The 21,762-nt window shown below is 62.6% G+C and carries 14 protein-coding genes; 13 read left to right on the top strand and 1 reads right to left on the bottom strand.

The features are described 5' to 3' along the window. Positions 1-100 precede the first annotated feature (100 nt). The 6 genes from AC5WNI_RS11080 (at position 101) to glmS (ending at position 8,746) form a co-directional block, all read left to right on the top strand. Positions 101-1,630 carry a polysaccharide pyruvyl transferase family protein gene (locus AC5WNI_RS11080; protein ID WP_368449435.1) on the top strand — a complete coding sequence of 510 codons (1,530 nt, stop codon included), beginning with the start codon at positions 101-103 and terminating at the stop codon, positions 1,628-1,630. Position 1,631: 1 nt separating this feature from the next. Beyond that, positions 1,632-2,906, top strand: a complete 1,275-nt coding sequence (locus tag AC5WNI_RS11075; RefSeq protein WP_495928459.1) for a glycosyltransferase — start codon at positions 1,632-1,634, stop codon at positions 2,904-2,906. After that, positions 2,899-3,654 (top strand): glycosyltransferase family 2 protein, encoded by a 756-nt coding sequence (locus AC5WNI_RS11070; protein WP_175089476.1) that lies wholly within the window; start codon positions 2,899-2,901, stop codon positions 3,652-3,654. The genes AC5WNI_RS11075 and AC5WNI_RS11070 overlap by 8 nt, the downstream gene beginning before the upstream one ends. After that, positions 3,638-4,588, top strand: coding sequence for a glycosyltransferase family A protein (locus AC5WNI_RS11065; RefSeq protein WP_368449431.1), 951 nt, complete (start codon positions 3,638-3,640; stop codon positions 4,586-4,588). Before AC5WNI_RS11070 ends, AC5WNI_RS11065 begins: the two co-directional genes overlap by 17 nt. A gap of 656 nt (positions 4,589-5,244) precedes the next feature. Beyond that, positions 5,245-6,591 carry a UDP-glucose dehydrogenase family protein gene (locus tag AC5WNI_RS11060; RefSeq protein ID WP_368449429.1) on the top strand — a complete coding sequence of 449 codons (1,347 nt, stop codon included), beginning with the start codon at positions 5,245-5,247 and terminating at the stop codon, positions 6,589-6,591. A gap of 208 nt (positions 6,592-6,799) precedes the next feature. Further along, positions 6,800-8,746 (top strand): glutamine--fructose-6-phosphate transaminase (isomerizing), encoded by a 1,947-nt coding sequence (gene glmS / locus AC5WNI_RS11055; protein ID WP_368449427.1) that lies wholly within the window; start codon positions 6,800-6,802, stop codon positions 8,744-8,746. A gap of 370 nt (positions 8,747-9,116) precedes the next feature. Here the strand turns inward: glmS and AC5WNI_RS11050 are convergent, their stop codons facing one another. Next, positions 9,117-9,878 carry a sulfite exporter TauE/SafE family protein gene (locus AC5WNI_RS11050; RefSeq protein WP_175089484.1) on the bottom strand — a complete coding sequence of 254 codons (762 nt, stop codon included), beginning with the start codon at positions 9,876-9,878 and terminating at the stop codon, positions 9,117-9,119. Between the two features lie 688 nt (positions 9,879-10,566). Between AC5WNI_RS11050 and AC5WNI_RS11045 the strand changes: the two genes are divergently transcribed. The 7 genes from AC5WNI_RS11045 (at position 10,567) to AC5WNI_RS11015 (ending at position 21,760) form a co-directional block, all read left to right on the top strand. Continuing rightward, positions 10,567-11,619 carry a glycosyltransferase family 2 protein gene (locus tag AC5WNI_RS11045; protein ID WP_175089486.1) on the top strand — a complete coding sequence of 351 codons (1,053 nt, stop codon included), beginning with the start codon at positions 10,567-10,569 and terminating at the stop codon, positions 11,617-11,619. After that, on the top strand, positions 11,616-12,797 hold the full coding sequence (locus AC5WNI_RS11040) for a glycosyltransferase family 4 protein (protein ID WP_175089488.1): 1,182 nt from the start codon (positions 11,616-11,618) through the stop codon (positions 12,795-12,797). The genes AC5WNI_RS11045 and AC5WNI_RS11040 overlap by 4 nt, the downstream gene beginning before the upstream one ends. Positions 12,798-12,916: 119 nt before the next feature. Beyond that, on the top strand, positions 12,917-14,026 hold the full coding sequence (locus tag AC5WNI_RS11035) for a glycosyltransferase family 4 protein (protein WP_285461582.1): 1,110 nt from the start codon (positions 12,917-12,919) through the stop codon (positions 14,024-14,026). A 1,618-nt stretch (positions 14,027-15,644) separates the two neighbouring features. Next, on the top strand, positions 15,645-16,763 hold the full coding sequence (locus AC5WNI_RS11030; RefSeq protein WP_285461536.1) for a polysaccharide export protein: 1,119 nt from the start codon (positions 15,645-15,647) through the stop codon (positions 16,761-16,763). A gap of 90 nt (positions 16,764-16,853) precedes the next feature. After that, positions 16,854-19,073 carry a polysaccharide biosynthesis tyrosine autokinase gene (locus AC5WNI_RS11025; protein WP_368449425.1) on the top strand — a complete coding sequence of 740 codons (2,220 nt, stop codon included), beginning with the start codon at positions 16,854-16,856 and terminating at the stop codon, positions 19,071-19,073. Between the two features lie 55 nt (positions 19,074-19,128). Continuing rightward, entirely contained in the window at positions 19,129-20,439 is a 1,311-nt protein-coding gene (locus tag AC5WNI_RS11020) for an exopolysaccharide biosynthesis polyprenyl glycosylphosphotransferase (protein ID WP_285461537.1), read from the top strand. Between the two features lie 178 nt (positions 20,440-20,617). Next, positions 20,618-21,760 (top strand): DegT/DnrJ/EryC1/StrS family aminotransferase, encoded by a 1,143-nt coding sequence (locus tag AC5WNI_RS11015; RefSeq protein WP_368449422.1) that lies wholly within the window; start codon positions 20,618-20,620, stop codon positions 21,758-21,760. Positions 21,761-21,762: the final 2 nt, after the last annotated feature.

The raw sequence follows: 21,762 nt of genomic DNA, 5'->3' as shown, positions 1-21,762 counted from the left end.
CTTCCGGTTGATGACATGACGGCGATGCCGGGGATTCAGACACAGCCCTCAGGCATCGCGCGTTCCGAATCGCGACATTACGGACAGAAGGACGAACAGCATGGCCAAGATATGCATGACGCACGGATGGCATGACGACAACAAGGGCGACTCCGCCATCCTGATGGGCACCATCGATTTTCTCGATCAGCTGATCGATGCCGAACAGGGTCGCAGCGATGTGTCCGGCGCTGGTGTGGCCAAGGCCGAAGGCCACCGCATCGACATCCTGCCCATCGATGATCAGGTGTTCGCCACCGAGCGCGGACCCTTCCGTCATATCCGTCGCCGCTACCGTGAACGCGTCACCGTCGGCCAGCCGCTGATGCCGCCGATGCGTGACAAGCTGCGCTTCGTGACCTCGCTGCTCGGCCTGGGCGCCAAGATGATGTTCGGCAAGCAGGGCAAGAGTGGCAACGACATCATCGACGCCGCAGACCTGGTGGTCGTCAAGGGCGGTCATATCTTCCACAACGGCAGCTTCAAGAAGACGCTGTCCTCGTGGCTGGCGCTGATCGGCTATCTGGCGCCGGTGATGCTGGCCCGCAAGGCCGGCAAGCGCGTGCTTCTGCTGGGTCACTCCTTCGGCCCGTTCAAGACCCCGGCGCAGGAACGCTTCTTCCTGCGCACCCTGAGCGATTGCCTGGTGGTCTCGCGTGAGGAAATCACCCACGCCATGACCCAGAAGGCCGACCCGAAACTGCCGCATGCGCTGCTGGGCACCGACATGGCCTTCGCCATGGCCCCGCGTGCCAGCGACGAGCATGCCGCGGTGAAGGCGCCGAATGGCGTGGCCTCGCCGTACGCCGTGATCACCCTGCGCGACTGGTGGGGCCTGGATCAGCAAGCCTTCGCCGAGCGTGTCGAGGTGCTGTCGCGCTCACTGCTGGAATCCCGCGAGCGTCTGGGCATCGAGCGCCTGCTGGTGGTCCCGCACGTGCTGGGCCCGACCGATATCGAGAATGACCAGCGCATCTCCCGGCTGGTGTTCGATCATCTGCAGAAGGCACTGGCCACGGCGGGCGGTGAAAACCTCGCCAAGCGCATCGAGCTGGTGCAGGGCGACCCGAGCCCTGACGCGCTGGTCGATCTCTACCGCGATGCCCGGTTCCTGGTCGGTACCCGCTTCCACTCGGTCATCTTCGCGCTGATGTCCGGCACGCCGGTCTACGCGCTGTCCTACTGCGGACCCAAGGCGCCGGGGATCATGCGTGACTTCGGGCTCGGCGACAGCGTGCAGGACATCGAGAACTTCGATCCGGCACGCATCGTGGCCGATATCGAACAGCTGGTCGCCGACACGGCCTTCCCGGCGCTGGCCGAGCGTGTCATCGCCGAGAAGCTGGCGATCACCGCCGACATCACGCGTGACTTCCTGCGTCGTGCCCCGGGGCGTGCCGGCGTCTGGGGACAGCGTGAATTGAAGCTCAATGACGCTGCCTTCCCGGCCCCGGTGGCACCCGAACCAGCCACTGCCGAGGCGGCCACTGCCATGGCGGCGGATGCGCCTGCCGGTGACGACAGCGCAACTGCCGACAACAACAGCGCGACTGCCGCTCACGACAGCGAGCCTGTCGTGCGAGGAGCCTGATATGGCACATGTCGCTCTGTTGATTCAGGACATCAGCGCCTGTGGTGGCGTCGAGAAGGTGATGCATGGTCTGGCGCGGGACCTGAGCGCCAGCCACCGGGTCACGCTGGTCTCGGTGCGCGAAGGCGAGCCCTACTGGGGACGTATGGAGGGTGTCGAATATCGCACCCTGGGACTGCCGGCCACCGGCACGCGCCAGAACTTCCGCCATTGGGTGACGCACCTGCGTCGCCTGATGCTGGAGGAGCGGATCGAGGTGATGATCAGCGGCTATTTCGCCTTCCATCTGGCGGCGCAGCTGGCGGCACGCGGTACCGGTGGTGTCGATGGCGAGGGGCGTCCGCGTCCACGCACGCGCATCATCGCCCAGGAGCACAGCGCCTATCACCATGACCGCCGTGCCAAGCGCATCGTCAAGCAGCTGGCCTATCGCCATCTCGACGCACTGCAGGTGCTCAATGAGGTCGATGCCGAAAGCTGGCGTCGCCGTGGCCTCACGCCGACGGTGATTCCCAATTATCTGGATGACCAGCGGGCAGACGAGGCACGCAGCGGCTGCGAGCATCAGGTCGATGTGGTGATGGTCGGGCGTCTGGCGCCGATCAAGCGCCTCGATCTGGCGATTCGTGCCTTCGCGAATTCCGGGTACCGTCGCGGTCGCCTGGTGGTGGTCGGTGATGGCCCGGAGCGTGAACGTCTGCTGGCGCTGTGCAACGAGCTGGGACTGCGTGCCTTCCAGGGGGCCAACGACAGCACGGTGCCTGCCGGCACGCAGGTGCTGTTCACCGGCGCGCTCAGGGATGTCTCTCATGAGCTGCGGCGTGCACGCCTGCTGCTGCTGACCTCGGAGCGCGAATGCCTGCCGATGAACGTGATCGAGGCCAAGCGTGAGGGGCTGCCGTGCCTGTCGCGTCCGGTGCGTTCCGGCCCGCTGGCGCTGATCGAACATGGCCGCGACGGGGTGCTCAGCGCGGAATCGGATGGCAGCGAGGACGCCGCCATCATGACTGAGCTGGCCCACGAGCTTGCGCGTCTCGAGTTCGATGATGAGCTTCTGCTGCGCCTCTCGAATGGTGCCTGGCAGAGCTTTGACCGCTACAGCGCGCACGCGGTGTTGCCGCAATATCAGCGTCTGATCTCGCGTCTCGCGCCGCCGACGCCCGGCGATGCGGCGACGACCGAGCAGACGCGCCAGGGCTCATCCGCGCAGTCGCGCCCAGACACACATTCGCGTCGCGTTCAGCGACAGCCGCTTGAGGAGAAGGCCCATGGCTGATGTCTCCGTCATCATGCCCAACTACGGCTATGACCGCCGCCTGCACGCTGCCGTCGACTCGGTACTGGCCCAGAGCGAGCCGGTACGCGAGATCCTGATCAGCGACGATGCCTCGCCGGATGGTGCCGCCAGTCGTCTGCGTGACGACTTCGCGGCGCTGGAGACCGCTGGCGTCGAGATCCGCGTGCTGGAAACCGACACCAACGGCGGCCCGGGCCGGGCACGCAACCGTGCCATCGCCGAGGCCAAGGGTCGCTACATCGCCTTTCTGGACGCCGACGATGCCTGGCTGCCCGAGAAGATCGAACGTCAGATCGCCTTCATGCAGGACACCGGCGCCGGGCTTTCCTACACCGGCTACGAGATGGTCGATGAGCAGGGCGAGCATGTCTCGTACTTCGCGCCGCCCGAGCGCCTGACGCGCGATGACATGCTGCGCTCCAACTCCATCGGCTGCCTGACTGCCATCTATGATGCCGGTCGTTATGGGCGTTTCTACATGCCGACGATCCGCAAGCGTCAGGACCTGGCGCTGTGGCTGATCATCATCGGTCAGCTGGGCCCGGCGCAGGGCATGCCGGAACCGCTGGCGCGCTACACGCGTCGCGAGAGCAGCGTGTCGTCCAACAAGTTCAAGGCCGCCGCCTATCAGTGGCGTCTGTATCGTGAGGTGCTGGGGATGGATGTGATCAGCGCCAGTCGCAATTTTGTCCATTACGCGGTGAACGGTTATGCAAAACATCGTTGAACAGGATGTCGCGGCGTCCGCGACATCTTCCACCGAGTCCACGGCGGCTTCCCGCCACGCCGATACTGGTGCGCAGCCTACTCACGACTCGCGCCCGCGCGTGCTGGTCGGAGCACGCCAGGTAGATGGCAGTACGCGTCGCCAGGTGCCGGAGCTGACTTTCCTGATCTCGACGCTGGATGACGGCCTCTATCACGTGCCGCGTCATGATGCGCTGCCCGGGGCGCGCTTTTTGATCGTGCATCAGCTGTCTGACTCCGCTAGCCGCGAGCAATACCGCGAGTACGCGCTGGCCAATTTCGATAGCCGTTTCGAGTACCTGGCGATCGATGGGCGGGGACTGTCCAGGAGCCGCAACACGGCGCTGGCCGCCTGTGCCACGCGCTACGCCTATGTGCTGGATGACGACATCGAGCTGCATCCCCAGGCCGTCGCGCTGGTGATGGAAGCCTTCACCTGCACCGAAGCGGCCGCGATCAGCTTCCCCCACGTCAAGGCCTTCCCGCTGCATGAGCGGGACCCGGATCGGCCCGCGCCGCCGGTGTCCTTCAAGACCCACAGCCTGATGTCACTGGCGCGCGTGCGCTCGGTCGACATGGCGCTGGATCTCTGCCAGTTCCATGCGCGCTTCGATGAGCAGTTCGGCCTGGGCACCGATCAGCCCTCCGGCGAGGAGTTCATCGTACTGAGCGATGCGCGTCGTCAGGGCGCGCGTCTGATGCGTGCCAATCTGGGCATCGTCGCCCATGCGGGGGTCACCTCCGGCAGCGACTTCTACAGCACGCCAGCCAAGGCGCGCACCAAGGGGCGCATGTTTGCCCGCGCCACCGGCAGTCGTTTCTCGCCCTTGTCATTGGCCTTTTTCCTGCGCAAGGCGCCGGTCGCCATGAAGCATGGTCACCTGGCGACCTTCGCGAAGCATTACTTTCGCTGATGGCTCTCATTGGCTGTTGGCTCTGATTTGATGACGGCTCTAGCGCGAAGGAATGGCCCCCCATGAGGTGGCCATTGCCGCCCGGGTAGTCAATTGATCAAGCGGCATATCAGGGAAGTTGCGACAGGCAGAATCAGAAAGATAAGTCACAAGTTATATAGGGTCATGTTTTGGATCATATTGCGCCAGACAGGATGACTTTTCACGAAGTTGCTTTATAAAAGAGCCACACTACGGGCAGCGATGATTGCCCGTCACTGACTCAAGCGGCGCGTCTTTTCCCTGCGAGCTACCTGCAGCAGTCTACCTGAAATCACCTGCGAGCCTCCTGGCCCGTGGGTTGGGTAACCTCGCGCCGCTGTCACGAAACATCGCGGTTCAATGGGGATGAATCCTCATGCACAGGACATTGTCGGCGTTTCTTTTTCGGCCAATGAAGGCGGGAAATTCCGCCTTAGAAGATATCTCTTGAGAGAGATCCTAGGCAGTCTCAAGGGAGTCTCGAGGGACAAGGACTTTACGGCGTAATGCCCTGGAATCCGCCTCGATTGCCGCTGGAAGGCCGTCAGATGTGCACAGGATTCAGCCGCCATTGCCTCGTTTCACTTTGAGTATCACGACACGATCTGGCGACAAGGCCAGCAAGGATGACATCAATGAAGATCACGATTTTTGGAAGCGGTTATGTCGGTCTGGTCACGGGTACCTGCCTGGCCGACGTCGGCCACGACGTAGTGTGCATGGATGTAGACTCCGCCAAGATCGAGGGTCTCAAGCAGGGCGAGATTCCCATCTATGAGCCGGGCCTGGAAGGCATGTTGCTGCGCAACGTGGAAGCCGGTCGCCTGAACTTCACCATCGATGCGCGTGAAGCCGTCGAGCATGGCGTGCTGCAGTTCATCGCCGTGGGCACGCCGCCGGATGAAGACGGCAGCGCCGACCTCAAGTACGTGCTGTCCGTCGCCACCACCATCGGCGAGCACATGAATGACTACAAGGTCATCATCGACAAGTCCACCGTGCCGGTGGGCACGGCGGACCGCGTCAAGGCGCGGGTCAAGGACGTACTCAAGGACCGTGGTGCAAGCGTCGATTTCGATGTCTGCTCCAACCCGGAATTCCTCAAGGAAGGCGCGGCGCTGGACGACTTCACGCGTGGCGCGCGTATCGTGGTCGGTACCGATTCCGAAGCGGTGCGAGAGCGCATGCGCGAATGCTACGCCCCCTACAACCGCAACCATGAAAAGCTGATGTTCATGGATGTGCGCGCCGCCGAGCTGACCAAGTACGCCGCCAACGCCATGCTGGCCACCAAGATCAGCTTCATGAACGAGATCTCCAACCTGGCCGAGCGCCTGGGCGCGGACATCGAGGAAGTGCGTCGCGGCATCGGCAGTGACCCGCGTATCGGCTACCACTTCATCTATCCCGGTTGTGGCTATGGTGGCTCCTGCTTCCCGAAGGATGTCCAGGCGCTGGCACGTACTGCCAGCCAGATCGGCTATGACGCCGAGCTGCTGACCGCGGTCGAGTCGGTCAACAAGCGCCAGAAGGTCACGCTGTTCGACAAGCTGTCGCGGGCCTTCGATGGCGACCTCAAGGGCAAGACCATCGCCGTCTGGGGGCTGGCCTTCAAGCCCAACACCGATGACATGCGCGACGCGCCGAGCCGCACGCTGATGGAAGCGCTGTGGGCCGCTGGCGCCACCGTGCAGGCCTATGACCCGGAAGCCATGAAGGAATGCCGCCGCATCTACGGCGAGCGCGACGACCTGGTGCTGGTCGCGGACCGTCAGCAGGCGGTCAAGGGTGCCGATACGCTGGTGGTGTGCACCGAGTGGAAGGAATTCCGCACCCTGGATGGCGAGTGGCTGAAGTCCCAGCTCGGCTTCCCGGTGGTGGTCGATGGCCGCAACCTGTTCGAGCCCGCCGCCATGAAGGCCGCTGGCCTGATGTACTACGCGGTCGGTCGCGGTGACACCCTGCTGCTGAATCAAGCTTGAGCTTGCGGCCTGCCATCACAGCCCAGGCGTCATTGCTCAAACGTCAGTGCTCAAGCATCAATGCTCAGCCATCAAGGCTCAAGCAGGCATTGAACGTCGCTGAAAGATTCAGCACGCGTACCTGATCTGCGTACGCACTCCCTGAAAGACATCCATTCAGTCGTGCCATCCTCCTTCATGAGGGTGGCACGCAGTAGAGGAATTTCTCATGTGTGGCATCGTTGCCGGTCTGGCTCAGCGTGATATCAGCAAGATTCTGATCGAGGGGCTGCATCGCCTCGAATACCGCGGGTATGACTCCGCCGGCGTGGCGGTCATCGACCCTGCCGGTGAACTGCGTCGTGCGCGTGCCGTGGGCAAGGTGCGTGCGCTGGAAGACGAGCTGCGTGAGGCGCCGTTGTCCGGCGCCATCGGCGTGGCGCACACCCGCTGGGCGACCCACGGGCGTCCTGCCCAGCACAATGCGCACCCGCATCTCTCCAGTGAGCGGGTCGCTGTCGTGCATAACGGCATCATCGAGAACCACGAAGCGCTGCGCGGCGAGCTGGAAGGCGCCGGTTATGTCTTCACTTCCGAGACCGACACCGAGGTGGTCGCGCACCTGGTCGATCGCGAACTGTGCAGCGGTCTGGCACTGCCGGAAGCCGTCAATGCGGTTACCGCGCGTCTCGATGGCGCCTTCGCGCTGGCGGTGATGGAGCAGCGCAACCCCGAACTGCTGGTCGGCGCCCGTCAGGGCAGCCCGCTGGTGGTCGGCGTGGGGATCGATGAGCACTTCATCGCCTCCGATCCGCTGGCGCTGCTGCCGGTGACCGATCGCTTCATCTATCTCGATGAAGGCGACATGGTCGCCATCACGCCGGCGGGTATCCAGGTGCTGGAACGTACCGGCGACCGCGATGAGCTGACACCGGTCACGCGTGAAGTGGTGCGTTACGAACACAGCGTCGAAGCTGCCGGCAAAGGTGAATATCGCCACTTCATGATGAAGGAGATCATGGAGCAGCCGCGTGTACTGTCGCGCACGCTGGCGGAGCGACTGGACCCGCAGGGCGTGCGTCTGGAGGCCTTCGATGTCTCGCGTCATTCCTTCCTCGCCGCCAGCGCTGGCAACGAGGGCGGCAAGCAGGGCGTGGATGTGGCGCGCCTGACACAGCTGTTCGCCGATGTGCGCCAGGTACAGATCATCGCCTGTGGCACCAGCTATAACGCCGGCATGGTGGCGCGTTACTGGCTGGAGGAGGTTGCGGGCATTCCGGCGCAAGTCGAGGTGGCCTCGGAATTCCGTTATCGCGAGCGCGTCGCGGCACCGGGGACGCTCTTCCTGACTCTGTCCCAGTCCGGCGAGACCGCCGATACGCTGGCGGCGCTGCGCGACATCCAGAAGCTCAACCGTGAAGGCCCGCAGGCCGGTCACTATCTGGCAAGCCTTGCCATCTGCAACGTGGCGGGCAGCTCGCTGGTGCGTGAATCCGACCTGTCATTGCTGACTCACGCCGGGCCGGAAATCGGGGTCGCCTCCACCAAGGCCTTCACCACCCAGCTGGTGGCCTTGATGTTGACCACCCTGGCGCTGCGTCAGGCCAAGGGCGATGGTCAGACGGATGATCTGCTGAGCCGTCAGCTGCTGATGCGCCTCAAGGACCTGCCGCACGTGATCGAGCAATCCCTGGCGCTGGATGGGGAGATCGCGCAGCTGGCCGAGAAGTTCATGCATCGTCACCACACCCTGTTCCTCGGGCGTGGCAGCCAGTATCCCATCGCCATGGAAGGGGCGCTCAAGCTCAAGGAAATCTCCTACATTCATGCCGAAGCCTACGCGGCAGGTGAGCTCAAGCACGGCCCGCTGGCATTGATCGACGAAGATATGCCGGTGGTGGCAGTGGCACCGATGGATGACCTGATGGAGAAGCTTAAGTCCAACCTGCAGGAAGTTCGTGCGCGTGGCGGCCAGCTGTTCGTGTTCGCTGATCCGGAAGTCAGCCTAAAGGCTGGCGAAGGCGTTCACGTCGTCACCGTGCCGGGCGTCTGCCGCTTCCTCGCACCGATCGTCTACGCGGTGCCGCTGCAGCTGCTCTCTTACCACGTGGCCGTGCTCAAGGGCACTGACGTCGACCAGCCTCGCAACCTCGCCAAGAGTGTCACGGTGGAATGATCGTCTGGGGAATCACTCCATGAGATGACGTGGCATGTAAAGAAAAGGGACCGCCTGTTGGCGGTCCCTTTTTGTGTCGGTTGCTTGTTACGGCAGCCAGCGTGTCAGTAGTCGCCGCCACCATGGCGCCGGTGTTTTCCTGCACGGCGTCTCTGCGTCAGGAGCCGGACGAGGGCTTGCCAAGCAGAAGCGATCACCGCTTGAGAGTGTGACCCAGTGCGAGCCTCCTGCGTTGACATCCCCGGCCTCGATTGCCAGACGCCGCTTTCTACCTGCTTCGCTCAGCTCTTCCAGTGTGCCGGGGGCCAGCCCGATGAAGCCTTCATCCCCGCTGAATCTGGCGTGTCGTGTGCTGACGGGTTGCGATGCATCAGATCACGCCCTTGATGATCAGATTGATGCCCGAGACCAGCAGAATGGCATAGGCGACCTGGCGCAGACGATTGTCACTCAAGGGCGGCGGGAAGCGACGCGCCAGCTCGGTGAAGAGCATCACGACGAGGGCGCCCGACAGACCCACGAGCAGCAGTTGGGGCAGGGTGTCGCCGATACGCCCCGGGGCCGCGATGCTGAGGCCCATGCGCACGATGCCGGTGACGATGAAGACACCGAACAGCGTGCAGCGTATGGCGATCAGGGTCATCGGCTGACGATAGAGCACGACCACCAGAGGCGGGCCATTGGCCGCGAACAATCCCCCCATCAGGCCTGACAGCACACCCGCGGTATGAAAGTGCCAGCGTGGCGATGTCGTGGCACGTGGGCCCGGTTGAGCCAGCAGGGCGAGACAGGCGATCAGGATGACGATGCCCAGCAACATGCCCAACAGAGGGGCTCTTTCGCTGCCCAGCCAGACTGCCAGGAAATAGCCCACCGGCAACATTGGCAGGCTGGTGACTAGCAGGCGGCGTGCCAGACGTGGATTGATCTCTCGCCAGTGCCCGCGCATTGCCATCCCGTTGTTGAACAGGCCCAGCAGGGTACACAGCAACGCGGCGCTCTCGATGGGCAGCACATCGAGGGTCGCCAGCAGGCCCATCACGATCAATCCGAAGGCGAAACCGGTCAGGGTCTGGATATAGCTGGCGAGTGCCAGGCTCATCATGATGGCGACAAGTTGCCAAGGCTCCATGAGGTCTCCGTGGGCAAGGGGATAGAACAGAAAGGGCAGGACGGCGCTGGCTCCGTCATGCATGACGCCTGGCGCTGGCAGGCAAGAGAGCTTGAGAGCGGGGCGCCGTACGCGTGCGGGGAGGCCGACCAATGCCTGCCATCATAGCCTGCATCGCGCTCTGGCAGTATGACACTCGCGCAAAGCGCTCACGTTGATGTGCGTCACATAAGGCCGCGGGCATGACGGTCTTGGTCGTGCTGGCTCAATTGGCTCAGTTGGCGGGGCGTATTTCAGTAGTCACTGATTCTCAGTATCTGGCATGAGTTACCGGAGGATTGACGCATAAACGCTCATGATTTCGGCTTTTGACGACAGCGCAGCTTGTTTGGGCTGGGGGGGATTATTAGTCTGTGGTCAACGGTGGGGCAGGAAGTGTCGCCATTTGCTGCCACTTACTGCCACTTCCTTTCTTCAGAGTGGTCATCCCTTGAGAGATCACCCCTCACGGTTACGTCGCTTACCTGTTCATCTTCAGTGCAGGATCAACTCCTGTCGGATGATCGGGACTCGAGCACTGGAATCCAGGAAATTGCGAATACAAGTCAGTCGCGAGAACTGACCCACTCTTCAGTGCAGTGTGTGCCCTGCTTAGGGGCGCTGGTCGGCTGTGCTGGTCAATGACAGTGAACAATAAAGAAGGCAGGGCATGGAACGCTATACAGGGAAGTCGCCTTACTTTTCCATCGTGACGCCAAATCATGATTCAGGGGATGGTCTTGCGCGCTGTATCAACAGCTTGCGTGACAACCAGGCATCCTATGAACACATCATCATTGATGATTGCTCGACGGATGATGGATTCCTGTGGGCTGAGCGCCAGGCGCAGCAGCAAATCGAGCAGCAATCCTCAGTACCCACGCCAACCGGAGAGGCGCCTGACATCCACGGGCGGCTGGTCCTGCGCCGCAACTCCCGCAACATGGGGCCGGGTGGCACGCGCAATCATGGTCTGAGCCTGGTCAGCGGCCGCTATGTGCTGTTCTGTGACGCCGATGATCATTTCGCGCCCGGCGCGCTGGATATTCTGCAGGCGCGCATCGAGGCGTTCGACTCGCCCGAGGCGGTGGTCTTCCGCTACTGCCTGCAGGGCCCCAAGGGCGATCACGACAGCCTGGCATTCTGCCAGCAGGCCGAGGAGCGCCCGCTGGACCGGGCCTTCCGTGACTTCATGCATGACACCATCGTTTCATCCCCTTGGGGCAAGGCGATCCGCGCCGATCTGGCCTGTTCGCTGAGCTTTCCTGATCTGCCCGTGTCGCAGGATGGTCTCTACAACCTGGATCTGTTCGGACGCGCAGAGCGCGTACTGTATCTGCCCGAGGTGCTGTATTACTTCGACAAGCGCAATGACGGCTCTCTGACGCGCAAGCCGTTCAGCAACCAGGAGCTGGACAAGTTCCACCGCAGCTGGCGGGTCTTCGCGGAGCATTATCGTGAGCATTTCGCCGCGAAGCACGGCATGGCCCTGCTGGAAATCCGCGGCCTGCGGTTCGTCGGCGTCAGCTTCATAATGCGCCAGGCGATCAACAAGACGGCGGATGATTCGCGGGTGCGCAAGGTTGTGCTCGACCAGGTGCGACAAGCGTCCTGGTCATCTCTGCGCCAGCTCTCGCTGAAGGAGCAGGCGCTGTTGATGAGCTATGCAGTGAGCCCGGCATTGTCCCGGCAACTTGTTCGTCGGAGTCAATACGCCTCATGAGTACTCGCAAGCATGTCCTGTTCTATACCGGTGCTCAGTCACGTACCGGTGGCACCGAGCGTGCCTGTGCCGATACCGCCAACATGCTGGCCGCCAGTGGCGATTATCAGGTCGAGATTCTCAGCGAATATGGCCCGGCGGAGAGCCCCTATCCGCTGCATGACGACATCGTGCACGAATCACTCTATCCCGAGCGCTCACACCTTGGGGCCGTGCGCGGCCTGTGGCTGTTCCTGCGTCTTTTGTGGGTGGTGCTGCGCAAGCGCCCGGATGTAGTGGTGGTGGTCGAGAGCATCGGCTTTTTGCCCTTCCTGCTGCCGACGCTGCTCTGTCGCCGCACGCGCTACCTGTGCTGGGAACACTTCAACGCCACCTCGGATCTCGGCGTTGCCCGCCGTGATACGGCGCGGCGGCTGGCGGCGCATCGTGCCGATCGCATCGTGGTGCTGTCGCATGAAGATCGCCAGTACTGGGAGCGTCTACATCCGGCCGCGCGCGAGCGCCTCAGTGTGGTGCCCAATCTCAACCCGCTTGAGCATGTCGTCGTCGAGCGTCAAGCGCTTCAGAATCGTGGCGGCTGTGCTGAGCAAGTGGCGGAGTCACGCGGTGGCAAGTCGCCCAAGGTGGCGGTGGCCGTCGGCCGCCTCGAGCCGCAGAAGGGCTTCGATCTGCTGCTTGAGGCCTGGGCGGCGTTGCCGGAGGCGACCCGCGATGGCTGGGTCTTGCGCATCGTCGGCGAGGGCGCACAGCGTGACGCTTTGGCGGCGCAGGCCGAGCGCCTGAAGATCACCCATCAGCTGCAGATGCCGGGCCAATGCCGGGACATCCGGCGCGAATACGCCGCGGCGGACCTGTTCGTGCTCTCGTCGCGCTTCGAGGGCTTTGGTCTGGTGCTGGTCGAGGCGCTGAGCTGTGGTGTGCCCTGTGTCAGCTTCGCGTGTCCGGCCGGGCCGGGCGAGATCATCAAGCATGGCGTCAATGGCTATCTGGTCGCGCAGGGCGACGTGGAGGCCATGACCCGACAGCTTGACGAAGTGCTGGGGGATGAGGCGGTGCTCGACAGGTTGCGCGCCAATGTGGATTACGGCCTGGAGCGCTTCTCGCGCAATACCGTCGAGGCCAGCTGGCGCACGATGCTTGAGGGACTGGAAGCCCCGGCGCTGTTGAAGGTGATCTGATCAGCATGGCGACCGCCTGGATGACGGTGGTAGGCAAGACAGCTAGTGGACAGACAAGTGAGGGCAGCCGCCCTCACTTTTTTCATGAACGACAGCAGGAGGCTATCGCCGTGAGAATCATGCATGTCATCTCGACTCCCGCCTCTGGCGGCGCCGAGGTCTACGTCAAGGACCTGAGTCTGGCGATGGTGGCCGCTGGCCACAGTGTGCATATCACCTTTCTTGAAACCGCCGCGGAATGTGGCCGTGACCTCGAATACGAGCATCGCTTTCTGAGCCAGCTGAGTGCTGGCAATGTCAGCTACTCGTTTCTGGGTATCGAGACACGCCGCCGCCCGTGGCGAGGCGCGACGAGGCTGCGCAGGGAAGTGACGCGCTTCGCGCCGGACGTGGTGCACTGCCACCTGTATTACGCGCTGATGTTCGCCTTTGGATTGCCGCGTCAGTTGCCGGTGATGATGACGGTGCACAGCATCGAGCTGGGCGCGCCGGCCTGGATGTTCCGGCTGTTTGATCGTCGCGTGACGGCCTACGTCGGTATCTGTCGCGCCTGCACCGACAAGCTGGCGCCGATTGCGGCGCGTCCGGTGGTGCAGATCGACAACGCCGTCTCCGGGGCGCGTCTCAAGGCCAGTGGCTGGCGCGAGGCGAATCAGCAGGCCCCGGTGCAGCTGGTAGCGATCGGACGTCTGACCGATGCCAAGCAATACCCCCTGATGCTGGAAAGCTGCGCCAGACTCAAGGCGCAGGGCCTGGCGTTCACGCTCAGGATTGCCGGTGAGGGGCCGCACAAGGCACAGCTGATGGCGCAGATCGAGGCGCTCGGGCTCACTGATGAGGTCAGCTTGCTGGGCAATATCCCGGATGTGGCGGGACTCCTGGCCAGCGCCGATGCTTTCGTCATGTCATCTGCCTGGGAAGGCCTGCCGATCTCGCTGCTGGAGGCGACGCTCAGTGGCCTGCCGGTACTGGTCACCGATGTCGGCGGCTGTGCCGAGGTGGTGCATCGGGTCGGCAACGGCCTGGTGGTCGACCAGCACACGCCTGAGCGCTACGCCGAGGCGTTGGGACGACTGGTGGGGGACGCTGAATTGCGGCGTGCCTTCGCCCGCAACGCGCGCCGTTACGGGGCCAGTTATCACATCGATACCGCGCTGAGTGGGCATCTGGCGCTGTATGGCAGTCACCAACCGGCGCAGGACACCTCGGGGCTGGAGATGACGCCCTGAGTGTCCACAGCGGACACCGAAGTGACGGAAAGGCATGTTCAGGAAAGCCGACCACGTTGCGTCGCTCATGATCGCTGTTGGAAAGGCCAGGGGGTGTCGCTGACACTCCCTGGCCTTTTTGTCCTTGGGGCGTGTCCAGGCGTGGTCGAGGCATCTGCGCAGTATCTGCTAAACGTTTGCGGGGCATATCCAGGAATCTGCGCAGCGTATGTGGGGCTTGTGCAAAGTGCGGTTGGGATTTCTCATTCTGCAAAGATGAGTCAGATGATGAGTTGTTGCTGAATTAACGTAGTTTGATTTCGCAATATGCATTAGATGAGCTAAGGGTAATCTGTCGTCTGTCAGGTACCTGACTGCCAATGATGAGGATTAGGGGAAGCAGCTTAAAGTTACCACCGCCAGTACAATCGTCTCGACGACCTGACAAATCCTTGCTGTTGAAGTCAATTGATTTATTATCAGCCCTGTTGAAGAGGGGACAGTAATGTCGCTTATTGGCGAATCAAATGTCGTCGGTAAAGCGCCAGGTGCTCTTCGTTGCGACGTGCGTCATGTGCAGATCTGTCGAGGTCTTCGGACATGGCCAAGGGAGGCAGACAGCATGCGCCCATGCGCAAGAGTCGAGCGACACAAGGGTGCTACAAGAGCAGGCCGGGCTTCGCAGATGGGCGGTCAGGCGGGTAGAGGCATCGCTCCAGTGTGCGACTTCGGGTACGGCGAAATGCCTCATGAGAAGGCATCGAGACCCGGGAGTGAGTCTGGAGTCGGGGTCATTGCCGCCGAGTGGTCAGTCAGACCCGAGCTTGCCACAAGACGTACAGGATAGTGCGTCAGCTCAGGCAGAGAATGTCAGTAACTTATTGTATTGAATGGATTTGATGTGCTGGGCGTGATTGGCGAAGCCGCAGGTGCCATGCGCGCCAGCGGCGTGTCCCTTGCCTCAAGGGCATTGGGCGATCGTCTCATTCGAGGTCGCGCGTTACCTGCCAGGTCGGGCAGATGGCGCAGGCGCATCCGGGCGATCGAGCGTTGCACTTCAATCATCGCACCTCTCCATGGAATGCATGCGGGCATGAATTCTCATCCCGTTCTGACGCTGCCGTGCCAGCTGACTCGCCAACGAGATCGACAGATCTCGCCTGCGTGAAGGGGCTGCACGAACCTTCCGTCGACAGTCGCTCCTGACAGGTTCAAGCAACGAGTCGCTTGAGAAGAAATGTCAATAAAAGTGCAAGAAAGAAGTAATCAGTGATGTTGGCGCGATCAATCTTATAAGTATCGGTTAATCAAATGAGTCATGTTGTCTTGATTGATGAGAAAGTCGATCAATGCAATATGTCTCGTGTGTTAGATGACTGGTAGTGAATTACTAAAATACTAATAAACGTTCCATTTCGGAGTTCGGTCATGGGCATGTGTCATGGACACATGCCTGACGTGTGTCCGCGGATATCGCAGGGGTATCGAAGGGCAGGCGTGACCACTCCATGACAGATGACATGTACGCCAACAGGGCGCCGCTATCGGCAGCAGGGGAGAACGCCAGTTCCTCGGGGCGGTAGCGTGCCGAAACAGCGCCTGGCGGTAGCGGTCAGGATCACAGGGGAAGAGACAGGATATGGATATACCGGTCAGAACGACGCTCCGGGCGTTCTCATTTGCCGCCGTGGTATTGGCGATGAGCGGGTGTGCCTTCGCACCCGGTGGGCATATGGATTATGAAGCCGAGGTCGCGCCGCTGACCGACCAGGTGGAAGTCACGCCGATCACCCCCGGGCTGATCTCCAACTATCGCGCACGCCCCGCCCAGACCGCTCCCGCGCCGCCAGAGCTGGTCGATGACATCAAGCAGTACGTCTACCGCGTGGGCGGCGGCGACATTCTGGCCATCAACTTGAGCACGCCGCTGGACCTGGCGCAGGAAAGCGGTGTGCAGCGTCAGACGGTCGAGGCACTGACCTACATCGTCCAGCCGGATGGCACGCTGTTCTACCCCTATGTCGGGCGTATCAACATTCGCGACATGACGGTGGATGAGGTGCGCGCCGCGCTGGTCGCGGGGCTGTCCCGTTACATTACCGAGCCGCAGGTCAATGTCTCGGTGGCGCAATTCCGCTCCAAGCGCGTCTATCTGAGTGGCGCCGTGACCGAACCCGGCTTCGTGCCGGTCACGGATGTTCCGCTGACCCTGATCGATGCCATCAGTGCCAGCGGCGGAGTCACCGCACTGGCCAACACCCACGACATCACGCTGACGCGCGACGGCCAGCAGGAGCACCTGAGTCTCTATCAGCTGCTGCAGCAGGGCGACATGCGTCAGAACCGTCTGCTCAAGGACGGTGACGTGATCAATGTGCCGGTGGCGGAAGACCAGAATGTCTTCGTGCTCGGTCAGGTGCTCAAGCCCGGCAACATGCCGGTGGGCAATGAACGTCTGAGCCTCACCGATGCGCTGTCGCGAGCCGGTGGGGTCGATGAGGATCGCGCCAATCCGTCAGGCATCTTCGTGGTGCGTGAAAATTCGCCGGAGTCCGACAAGCTGGCCACGGTCTTCATTCTCGATATCTCGGATGCGACCTCGCTGATGCTGGGCGCGCGCTTCCCGCTGCAACCGCGTGATGTGGTCTACGTGACCGCCGCGCCGGTCAGCCGCTGGAACCGTGTGCTGAGCCAGCTGCTGCCATCCGTGACCAGCACCGGGGCCTTCGTCTCGGTCATCGATGACATCGAGGATTGAGGTCATGTCCCACTCCCGCATGGCAGGTCGCGTCGCGACCTGCCGTATCACCTGCCTGCCGGGCCTGAATCGCTTACTCAAGGCGGCGTCATGAATCAGTACACCTCTCCCATGCCATCCTCTTCTGCACAGCCTGGCAAGGACACCACGCGCCGACTCGATTTCAGCACCATCCTCGCCTTGCTCTGGCATCGACGCTGGTGGCTGATCGGCAGCACGCTGCTGTTCACTCTCCTGGGCATCTATCTCGTCGGCAGTCAGCAACGCATCTACCTGGCCGATTCCCTGATCCAGATCGAGGACAAGGGCGGCAGCGCCAGCCTGCTGGGGCCGCTGGCCGGTCAGGCGACCGGCAGCGATGAGAGCAGCACCAGCGATGAGCTGGAAATTCTCGCCTCACGACTGGTGCTGGGGCAGGCCGTGGAGCGTGAGCGCCTCAATATCGTGGTCTCTCCGGTGCGCTACCCGGTCATCGGCGACTGGCTCTCCAATCGCCAACTGCGCCTGCCGGCAAGCCTCGGCGGGCAGGATTACGCCTGGGGCGATGACACCCTCAAGGTCACCACGCTCGAGCTGAGTGGCCCGTGGCAACAGCAGACGCTGACGCTCGAGGCCCTGGGCGATGAGCGCTACCGCCTGCGGGATGCCGAGGGGCAGGCGATCGTCGATGGCAAGGTGGGCGAGAACGCGCTGGCGGAGGGCATCAAGGTCTTCGTGCGTGAGTTGTCAGCCGAGCCGGGGGCACGCTTCACGCTGACCAGCATCTCGGACCTGAGCGCCATCAACTCGCTCAAGTCGCGCTTCACCGCCGTGCGCAATGGCACCGACACCGGGGTGGTCACGCTGAGCCTGTCCGGCAGTGACCAGACCGCCATCGTCAACACCCTGGACACCATCACCAATGTCTTCCTGCAGCAGAACATCGAGCGGGAATCCGCCGAGGCGGACAATCAGCTCGGCTTTCTGGGCGACCAGATCCCGACGCTGCGTGGCCAGCTCGATGAGGCCGAATCGGCACTCAACGACTATCGCCGCCGTCGCGACTCGGTCGATCTGACCGCCGAGAGTCAGCAGGTGATGGAGAATCTCGTCGGACTGGACAATCAGCTGACCGAGATCAAGCTGCGCCTGGCCGAGCTGTCCCGTGCCTACACCAGCGAGCACCCGGCCTATCGGGCGCTGGTGGCACGTCGTGATTCGCTCAATCAGGAGAAGGCGCGCGTGCAGAAGCAGGCCGAGCAGCTGCCGGCCGCCCAGCGCGAGGCACTCAATCTGAATCGCAACGTCACAGTCAGCCAGGAAATCTATGTCGCGCTGCTCAACAAGCGTGAGGAAGTGCGTCTCAAGAAGGCCGGCACCGTCGGCAACGTGCGCATCCTGGACCCGGCGGTGCTGCAGCCAGTGCCCATCTCGCCGAAGACGTCCCTGATGCTGGCCGTGTTCTGCATGATCGGCCTGATGCTGGGCACGCTGGCCGCGCTGCTGCGGCATGCGATGCGCAAGGGCATCGACACTGCCGAGCAGATCGAGGCGCTGGACCTGCCCGTCTATGCCACGGTGCCGCTCTCCCCGCAGCAGCACAACATGATGCGCCGCGTGCGTCTCAAGGGCGAGAAGGGCGGTCGCGAGATCTATCAGGGGGTGCTGGCCACCTCCCAGCCGTCGGACATCAGTATCGAGGCCCTGCGCAGCCTGCGCACCAGCCTGCACTTCGCGCTGCTCGACAATCGCCGCAAGTCGGTGATGTTCACCGGGCCGAGCCCGGGCATCGGCAAGAGCTTCGTCAGTCTCAATCTGGCGGCGGTGAGCGCCGAGGCCGGCCAGCGCGTGCTGCTGATCGATGCCGACATGCGTCGTGGTCACCTGCATCACGCCTTCCAGCGTACCTCCGAGCAGGGCGGTCTGTCGGATGTGCTCAGCGGTGCCAGTCCGCTGGACAGCGTGCTGTATCACTCGCGCATCGACAATCTTGATTTCCTGGGCCGTGGCGTCGCGCCGCCCAACCCGTCGGAGCTGCTGATGCAGCCCAATTTCGCCGAGCTGCTGGAACAACTCGGTGAGCGTTACGACCTGATCATCATCGACACGCCGCCGGTACTGGCCGTGACCGAAGCGCTGATCATCGGTCGTCACGTCGGCGCCAGTCTGATGGTGGCGCGCTTTGGCATGAACCAGGTACGCGAACTCGAGCATGCGCGCAAGAAGCTCGAGAACAACGGCATTCACGTCAAGGGCGCCATCCTGAATGCCATCGAATCGCAAGCTGGCGACAAGCATGGCTACGGCTATTACAACTACAGCTACGCCTGACATCGTCTCGCTTGACAGCTCTCATGACGCTTGAATCACGGAGGAGGTAAGCACGATGAGCGGTATACCCTTGTCGATGGAGCACCAGCGGCGTTACTCGCATCACTACGAGCGCTTGCTGGCCAGCAAGCGATTGCAGCTGATCTTCGGGATGCTGGTGGTGGTCATCGCGCCGGCACTGTACCAGGCAGGGTTGAACCAGCTGGTGCAGGGCGACACCCACTGGTGGCTGACCAGCGATGATCAGTGGCATGCCCTGCTGGGCACCGGCGTGGCGTACACCCTGTCGGTGACGGCTGTCAACCGCCTGTCCCGCCTGCCGGGCACGCGCTCCTACCTCTATGTCGTGCCGGCGATCGTCATCTCCTATCTGACCTTGATGATGGTGCTGGGCGTGCTGGGACTTGAGTATTCGCGTCACCAGGTCGGCTTGTCCTTCCTGCTCGCGGTGAGCCTGTGCACGGCCTACTACTACATCGACACCCGACTGCGCCGGATGCGCTTCGCGGTGGTGCCCTACGGCAAGGCACCGGGTCTGTGCACTCGCCCGGGCGTCGAGTGGCTGTCGTTGCGCGGGCCGGACCTGGTCGGTCTGCCGCGTATCGACGGCGTGGTGGCGGACCTGCGCGGTGAGCTGCCCAGCGAGTGGGAGAGCTTCCTGGCCGACTGCACCATCCACCGTATCCCGGTCTATCACGCGACCCATGCCCACGAGATGATCACCGGTCGCGTGCTGCTGGATCACCTCTACGCCAACGAGTTCGGCTCGCTGACGCCGAGGGAAGACTATGAGGTCATCAAGCGCTGGATGGACTTCACCGTCGCCGCCCTCATGCTGCCGCTGCTGGCGCCCGTCATGTTGCTGACGGCGCTGGCGATCCGCCTCGACAGCCCCGGGCCGGTGATCTTCCGCCAGCCGCGCATGGGCTTTCACTGCCGCCCCTTCACCGTCTACAAGTTCCGCAGCATGTACGACGGCATGAAGGGCGCGGGCTTCACCCAGGAAGGCAGTGACCCACGCATCACGCGAGTCGGGCGCTTCATCCGCAAGTGTCGTCTCGATGAGCTGCCCCAGCTGTTCAATGTGCTCAAGGGCGACATGAGCCTGATCGGCCCGCGCCCCGAGTCGATGAATCTGGCCGACTGGTATCGCAAGGACGTGCCGTTCTTCCACTACCGCCATGTCGTGCGCCCGGGCATCACCGGCTGGGCGCAGGTCGAGCAGGGTTACGCCGCTGAAGTGGAAGGCATGATCCGCAAGCTGGAATACGACTTCTTCTACATCAAGCATTTTTCCTTCTGGCTCGATCTGCTGGTGGTGATCCGCACCATCAAGATCGTGATCAGCGGCAACGGCTCGCGCTGAGCGGGTCTTCACTATCTGTAGATGTCTGTAGACGAGCGTATGCGCAGGCGAGTGCGCGGTTTTGCTTTGAAACGTGCAGCGAGTCGCTGCCAGAGGGACTCGGCAGCGACTCGCTGCACCGGGCACTCGTCTGCTGTCAGAGCCAACCTTCATCTGATGTACGAAAGGAGTCGATATCATGATCACGGTGACGCGTCCCTACTTCCCGGAGCGGGAGAATTTCGACCGCTATGTGGATTCCATCTTCGAGGGGCGCTGGTTGACCAACCACGGCCCGCTCGAGCAGGAGCTCACTCGCCGTCTGGAAACCTATCTGGGTGTCGAGAACCTGCTGCTGGTCAGCAATGGCACCCTGGCGCTGCAGATCGCCTATCGCGCGCTGGGCATCGCCCAGATGCCGGGCCAGTACGAATCGGCGGAGGTCATCACCACGCCCTTCACCTTCATCGCCACCGCCAGCAGCCTGAAGTGGGAGGGCATGCAGCCGGTGTTCACGGATATCGACCCCGACACCCTGTGTCTGGACCCGGCGCGCATCGAGTCGGCCATCACGCCACGCACCCGTGCCATCGTGCCGGTGCACGTGTTCGGCAATGCCTGTGATGTCGAGGCCATCGATGCGCTGGGCGCGGCGCATGATCTGAAGGTCATCTATGACGGTGCTCACGCCTTCGGCGTGACCTATCGCGGCAACAGCCTGCTGTCACATGGCGATGCCAGCACCCTGAGCTTCCACGCCACCAAGCTGTTCCACAGCATCGAAGGCGGCGCGATCATCTTCAAGCGCAAGGAAGATCTGGAGCGTGCCCGCAAATTGATCAACTTCGGCATCACCGGCCCGGAGTGCATCGAGGAGCTGGGCATCAACGCCAAGATGAACGAGTTCCAGGCGGCGATGGGGCTGTGCGTGCTGGATGAGATCGAAGGCAATCTGGAGAGCCGGGCGCTTGTCTGGCATGCCTATGCCCAGGCGCTGCGCGGCAATGTCCAGCTGCAGACCCGCCAGACCGGCGCCAGCCTGAATTACGCCTACTTCCCGATCATCCTCGAAAGCGAAAGCATGCTCCTCGAGGTCATGCAGCGCCTGCAGCAGGAAGGCTATCTGGCACGACGTTACTTCTGCCCGTCACTGGAATCGCTGTCCTTCCTCGGGCGGCCCGCCGCCGAATTGCAGGACGAGGATGTCATCACCCCGCAGATCCTGCATTCCACCGATATCGCCAGTCGTATCCTGTGTCTGCCGCTCTACTCGGGCCTTGAGGTCAGCGAGATCCTCGGGGCGGTGCGCATCATCGTCAATCGCCACGTCAAGGCCGCCTGATC

Source organism: Cobetia sp. PDI-12MA (genome assembly GCF_059507695.1).
The sequence above is the reverse complement of the archived record's forward strand: the minus strand, read 5'-3'. Positions and strand labels throughout refer to the sequence as shown.

What these genes read in the sequence shown, in the direction of transcription:
- AC5WNI_RS11080 (WP_368449435.1), top strand. Translation starts at nt 101, where the DNA reads ATGGCCAAGATATGCATGACGCACGGATGGCATGACGACAACAAGGGC.
- AC5WNI_RS11075 (WP_495928459.1), top strand. Translation starts at nt 1,632, where the DNA reads ATGGCACATGTCGCTCTGTTGATTCAGGACATCAGCGCCTGTGGTGGC.
- AC5WNI_RS11070 (WP_175089476.1), top strand. Translation starts at nt 2,899, where the DNA reads ATGGCTGATGTCTCCGTCATCATGCCCAACTACGGCTATGACCGCCGC.
- AC5WNI_RS11065 (WP_368449431.1), top strand. Translation starts at nt 3,638, where the DNA reads ATGCAAAACATCGTTGAACAGGATGTCGCGGCGTCCGCGACATCTTCC.
- AC5WNI_RS11060 (WP_368449429.1), top strand. Translation starts at nt 5,245, where the DNA reads ATGAAGATCACGATTTTTGGAAGCGGTTATGTCGGTCTGGTCACGGGT.
- glmS (WP_368449427.1), top strand. Translation starts at nt 6,800, where the DNA reads ATGTGTGGCATCGTTGCCGGTCTGGCTCAGCGTGATATCAGCAAGATT.
- AC5WNI_RS11050 (WP_175089484.1), bottom strand. Translation starts at nt 9,878, where the DNA reads ATGGAGCCTTGGCAACTTGTCGCCATCATGATGAGCCTGGCACTCGCC.
- AC5WNI_RS11045 (WP_175089486.1), top strand. Translation starts at nt 10,567, where the DNA reads ATGGAACGCTATACAGGGAAGTCGCCTTACTTTTCCATCGTGACGCCA.
- AC5WNI_RS11040 (WP_175089488.1), top strand. Translation starts at nt 11,616, where the DNA reads ATGAGTACTCGCAAGCATGTCCTGTTCTATACCGGTGCTCAGTCACGT.
- AC5WNI_RS11035 (WP_285461582.1), top strand. Translation starts at nt 12,917, where the DNA reads ATGCATGTCATCTCGACTCCCGCCTCTGGCGGCGCCGAGGTCTACGTC.
- AC5WNI_RS11030 (WP_285461536.1), top strand. Translation starts at nt 15,645, where the DNA reads ATGGATATACCGGTCAGAACGACGCTCCGGGCGTTCTCATTTGCCGCC.
- AC5WNI_RS11025 (WP_368449425.1), top strand. Translation starts at nt 16,854, where the DNA reads ATGAATCAGTACACCTCTCCCATGCCATCCTCTTCTGCACAGCCTGGC.
- AC5WNI_RS11020 (WP_285461537.1), top strand. Translation starts at nt 19,129, where the DNA reads ATGAGCGGTATACCCTTGTCGATGGAGCACCAGCGGCGTTACTCGCAT.
- AC5WNI_RS11015 (WP_368449422.1), top strand. Translation starts at nt 20,618, where the DNA reads ATGATCACGGTGACGCGTCCCTACTTCCCGGAGCGGGAGAATTTCGAC.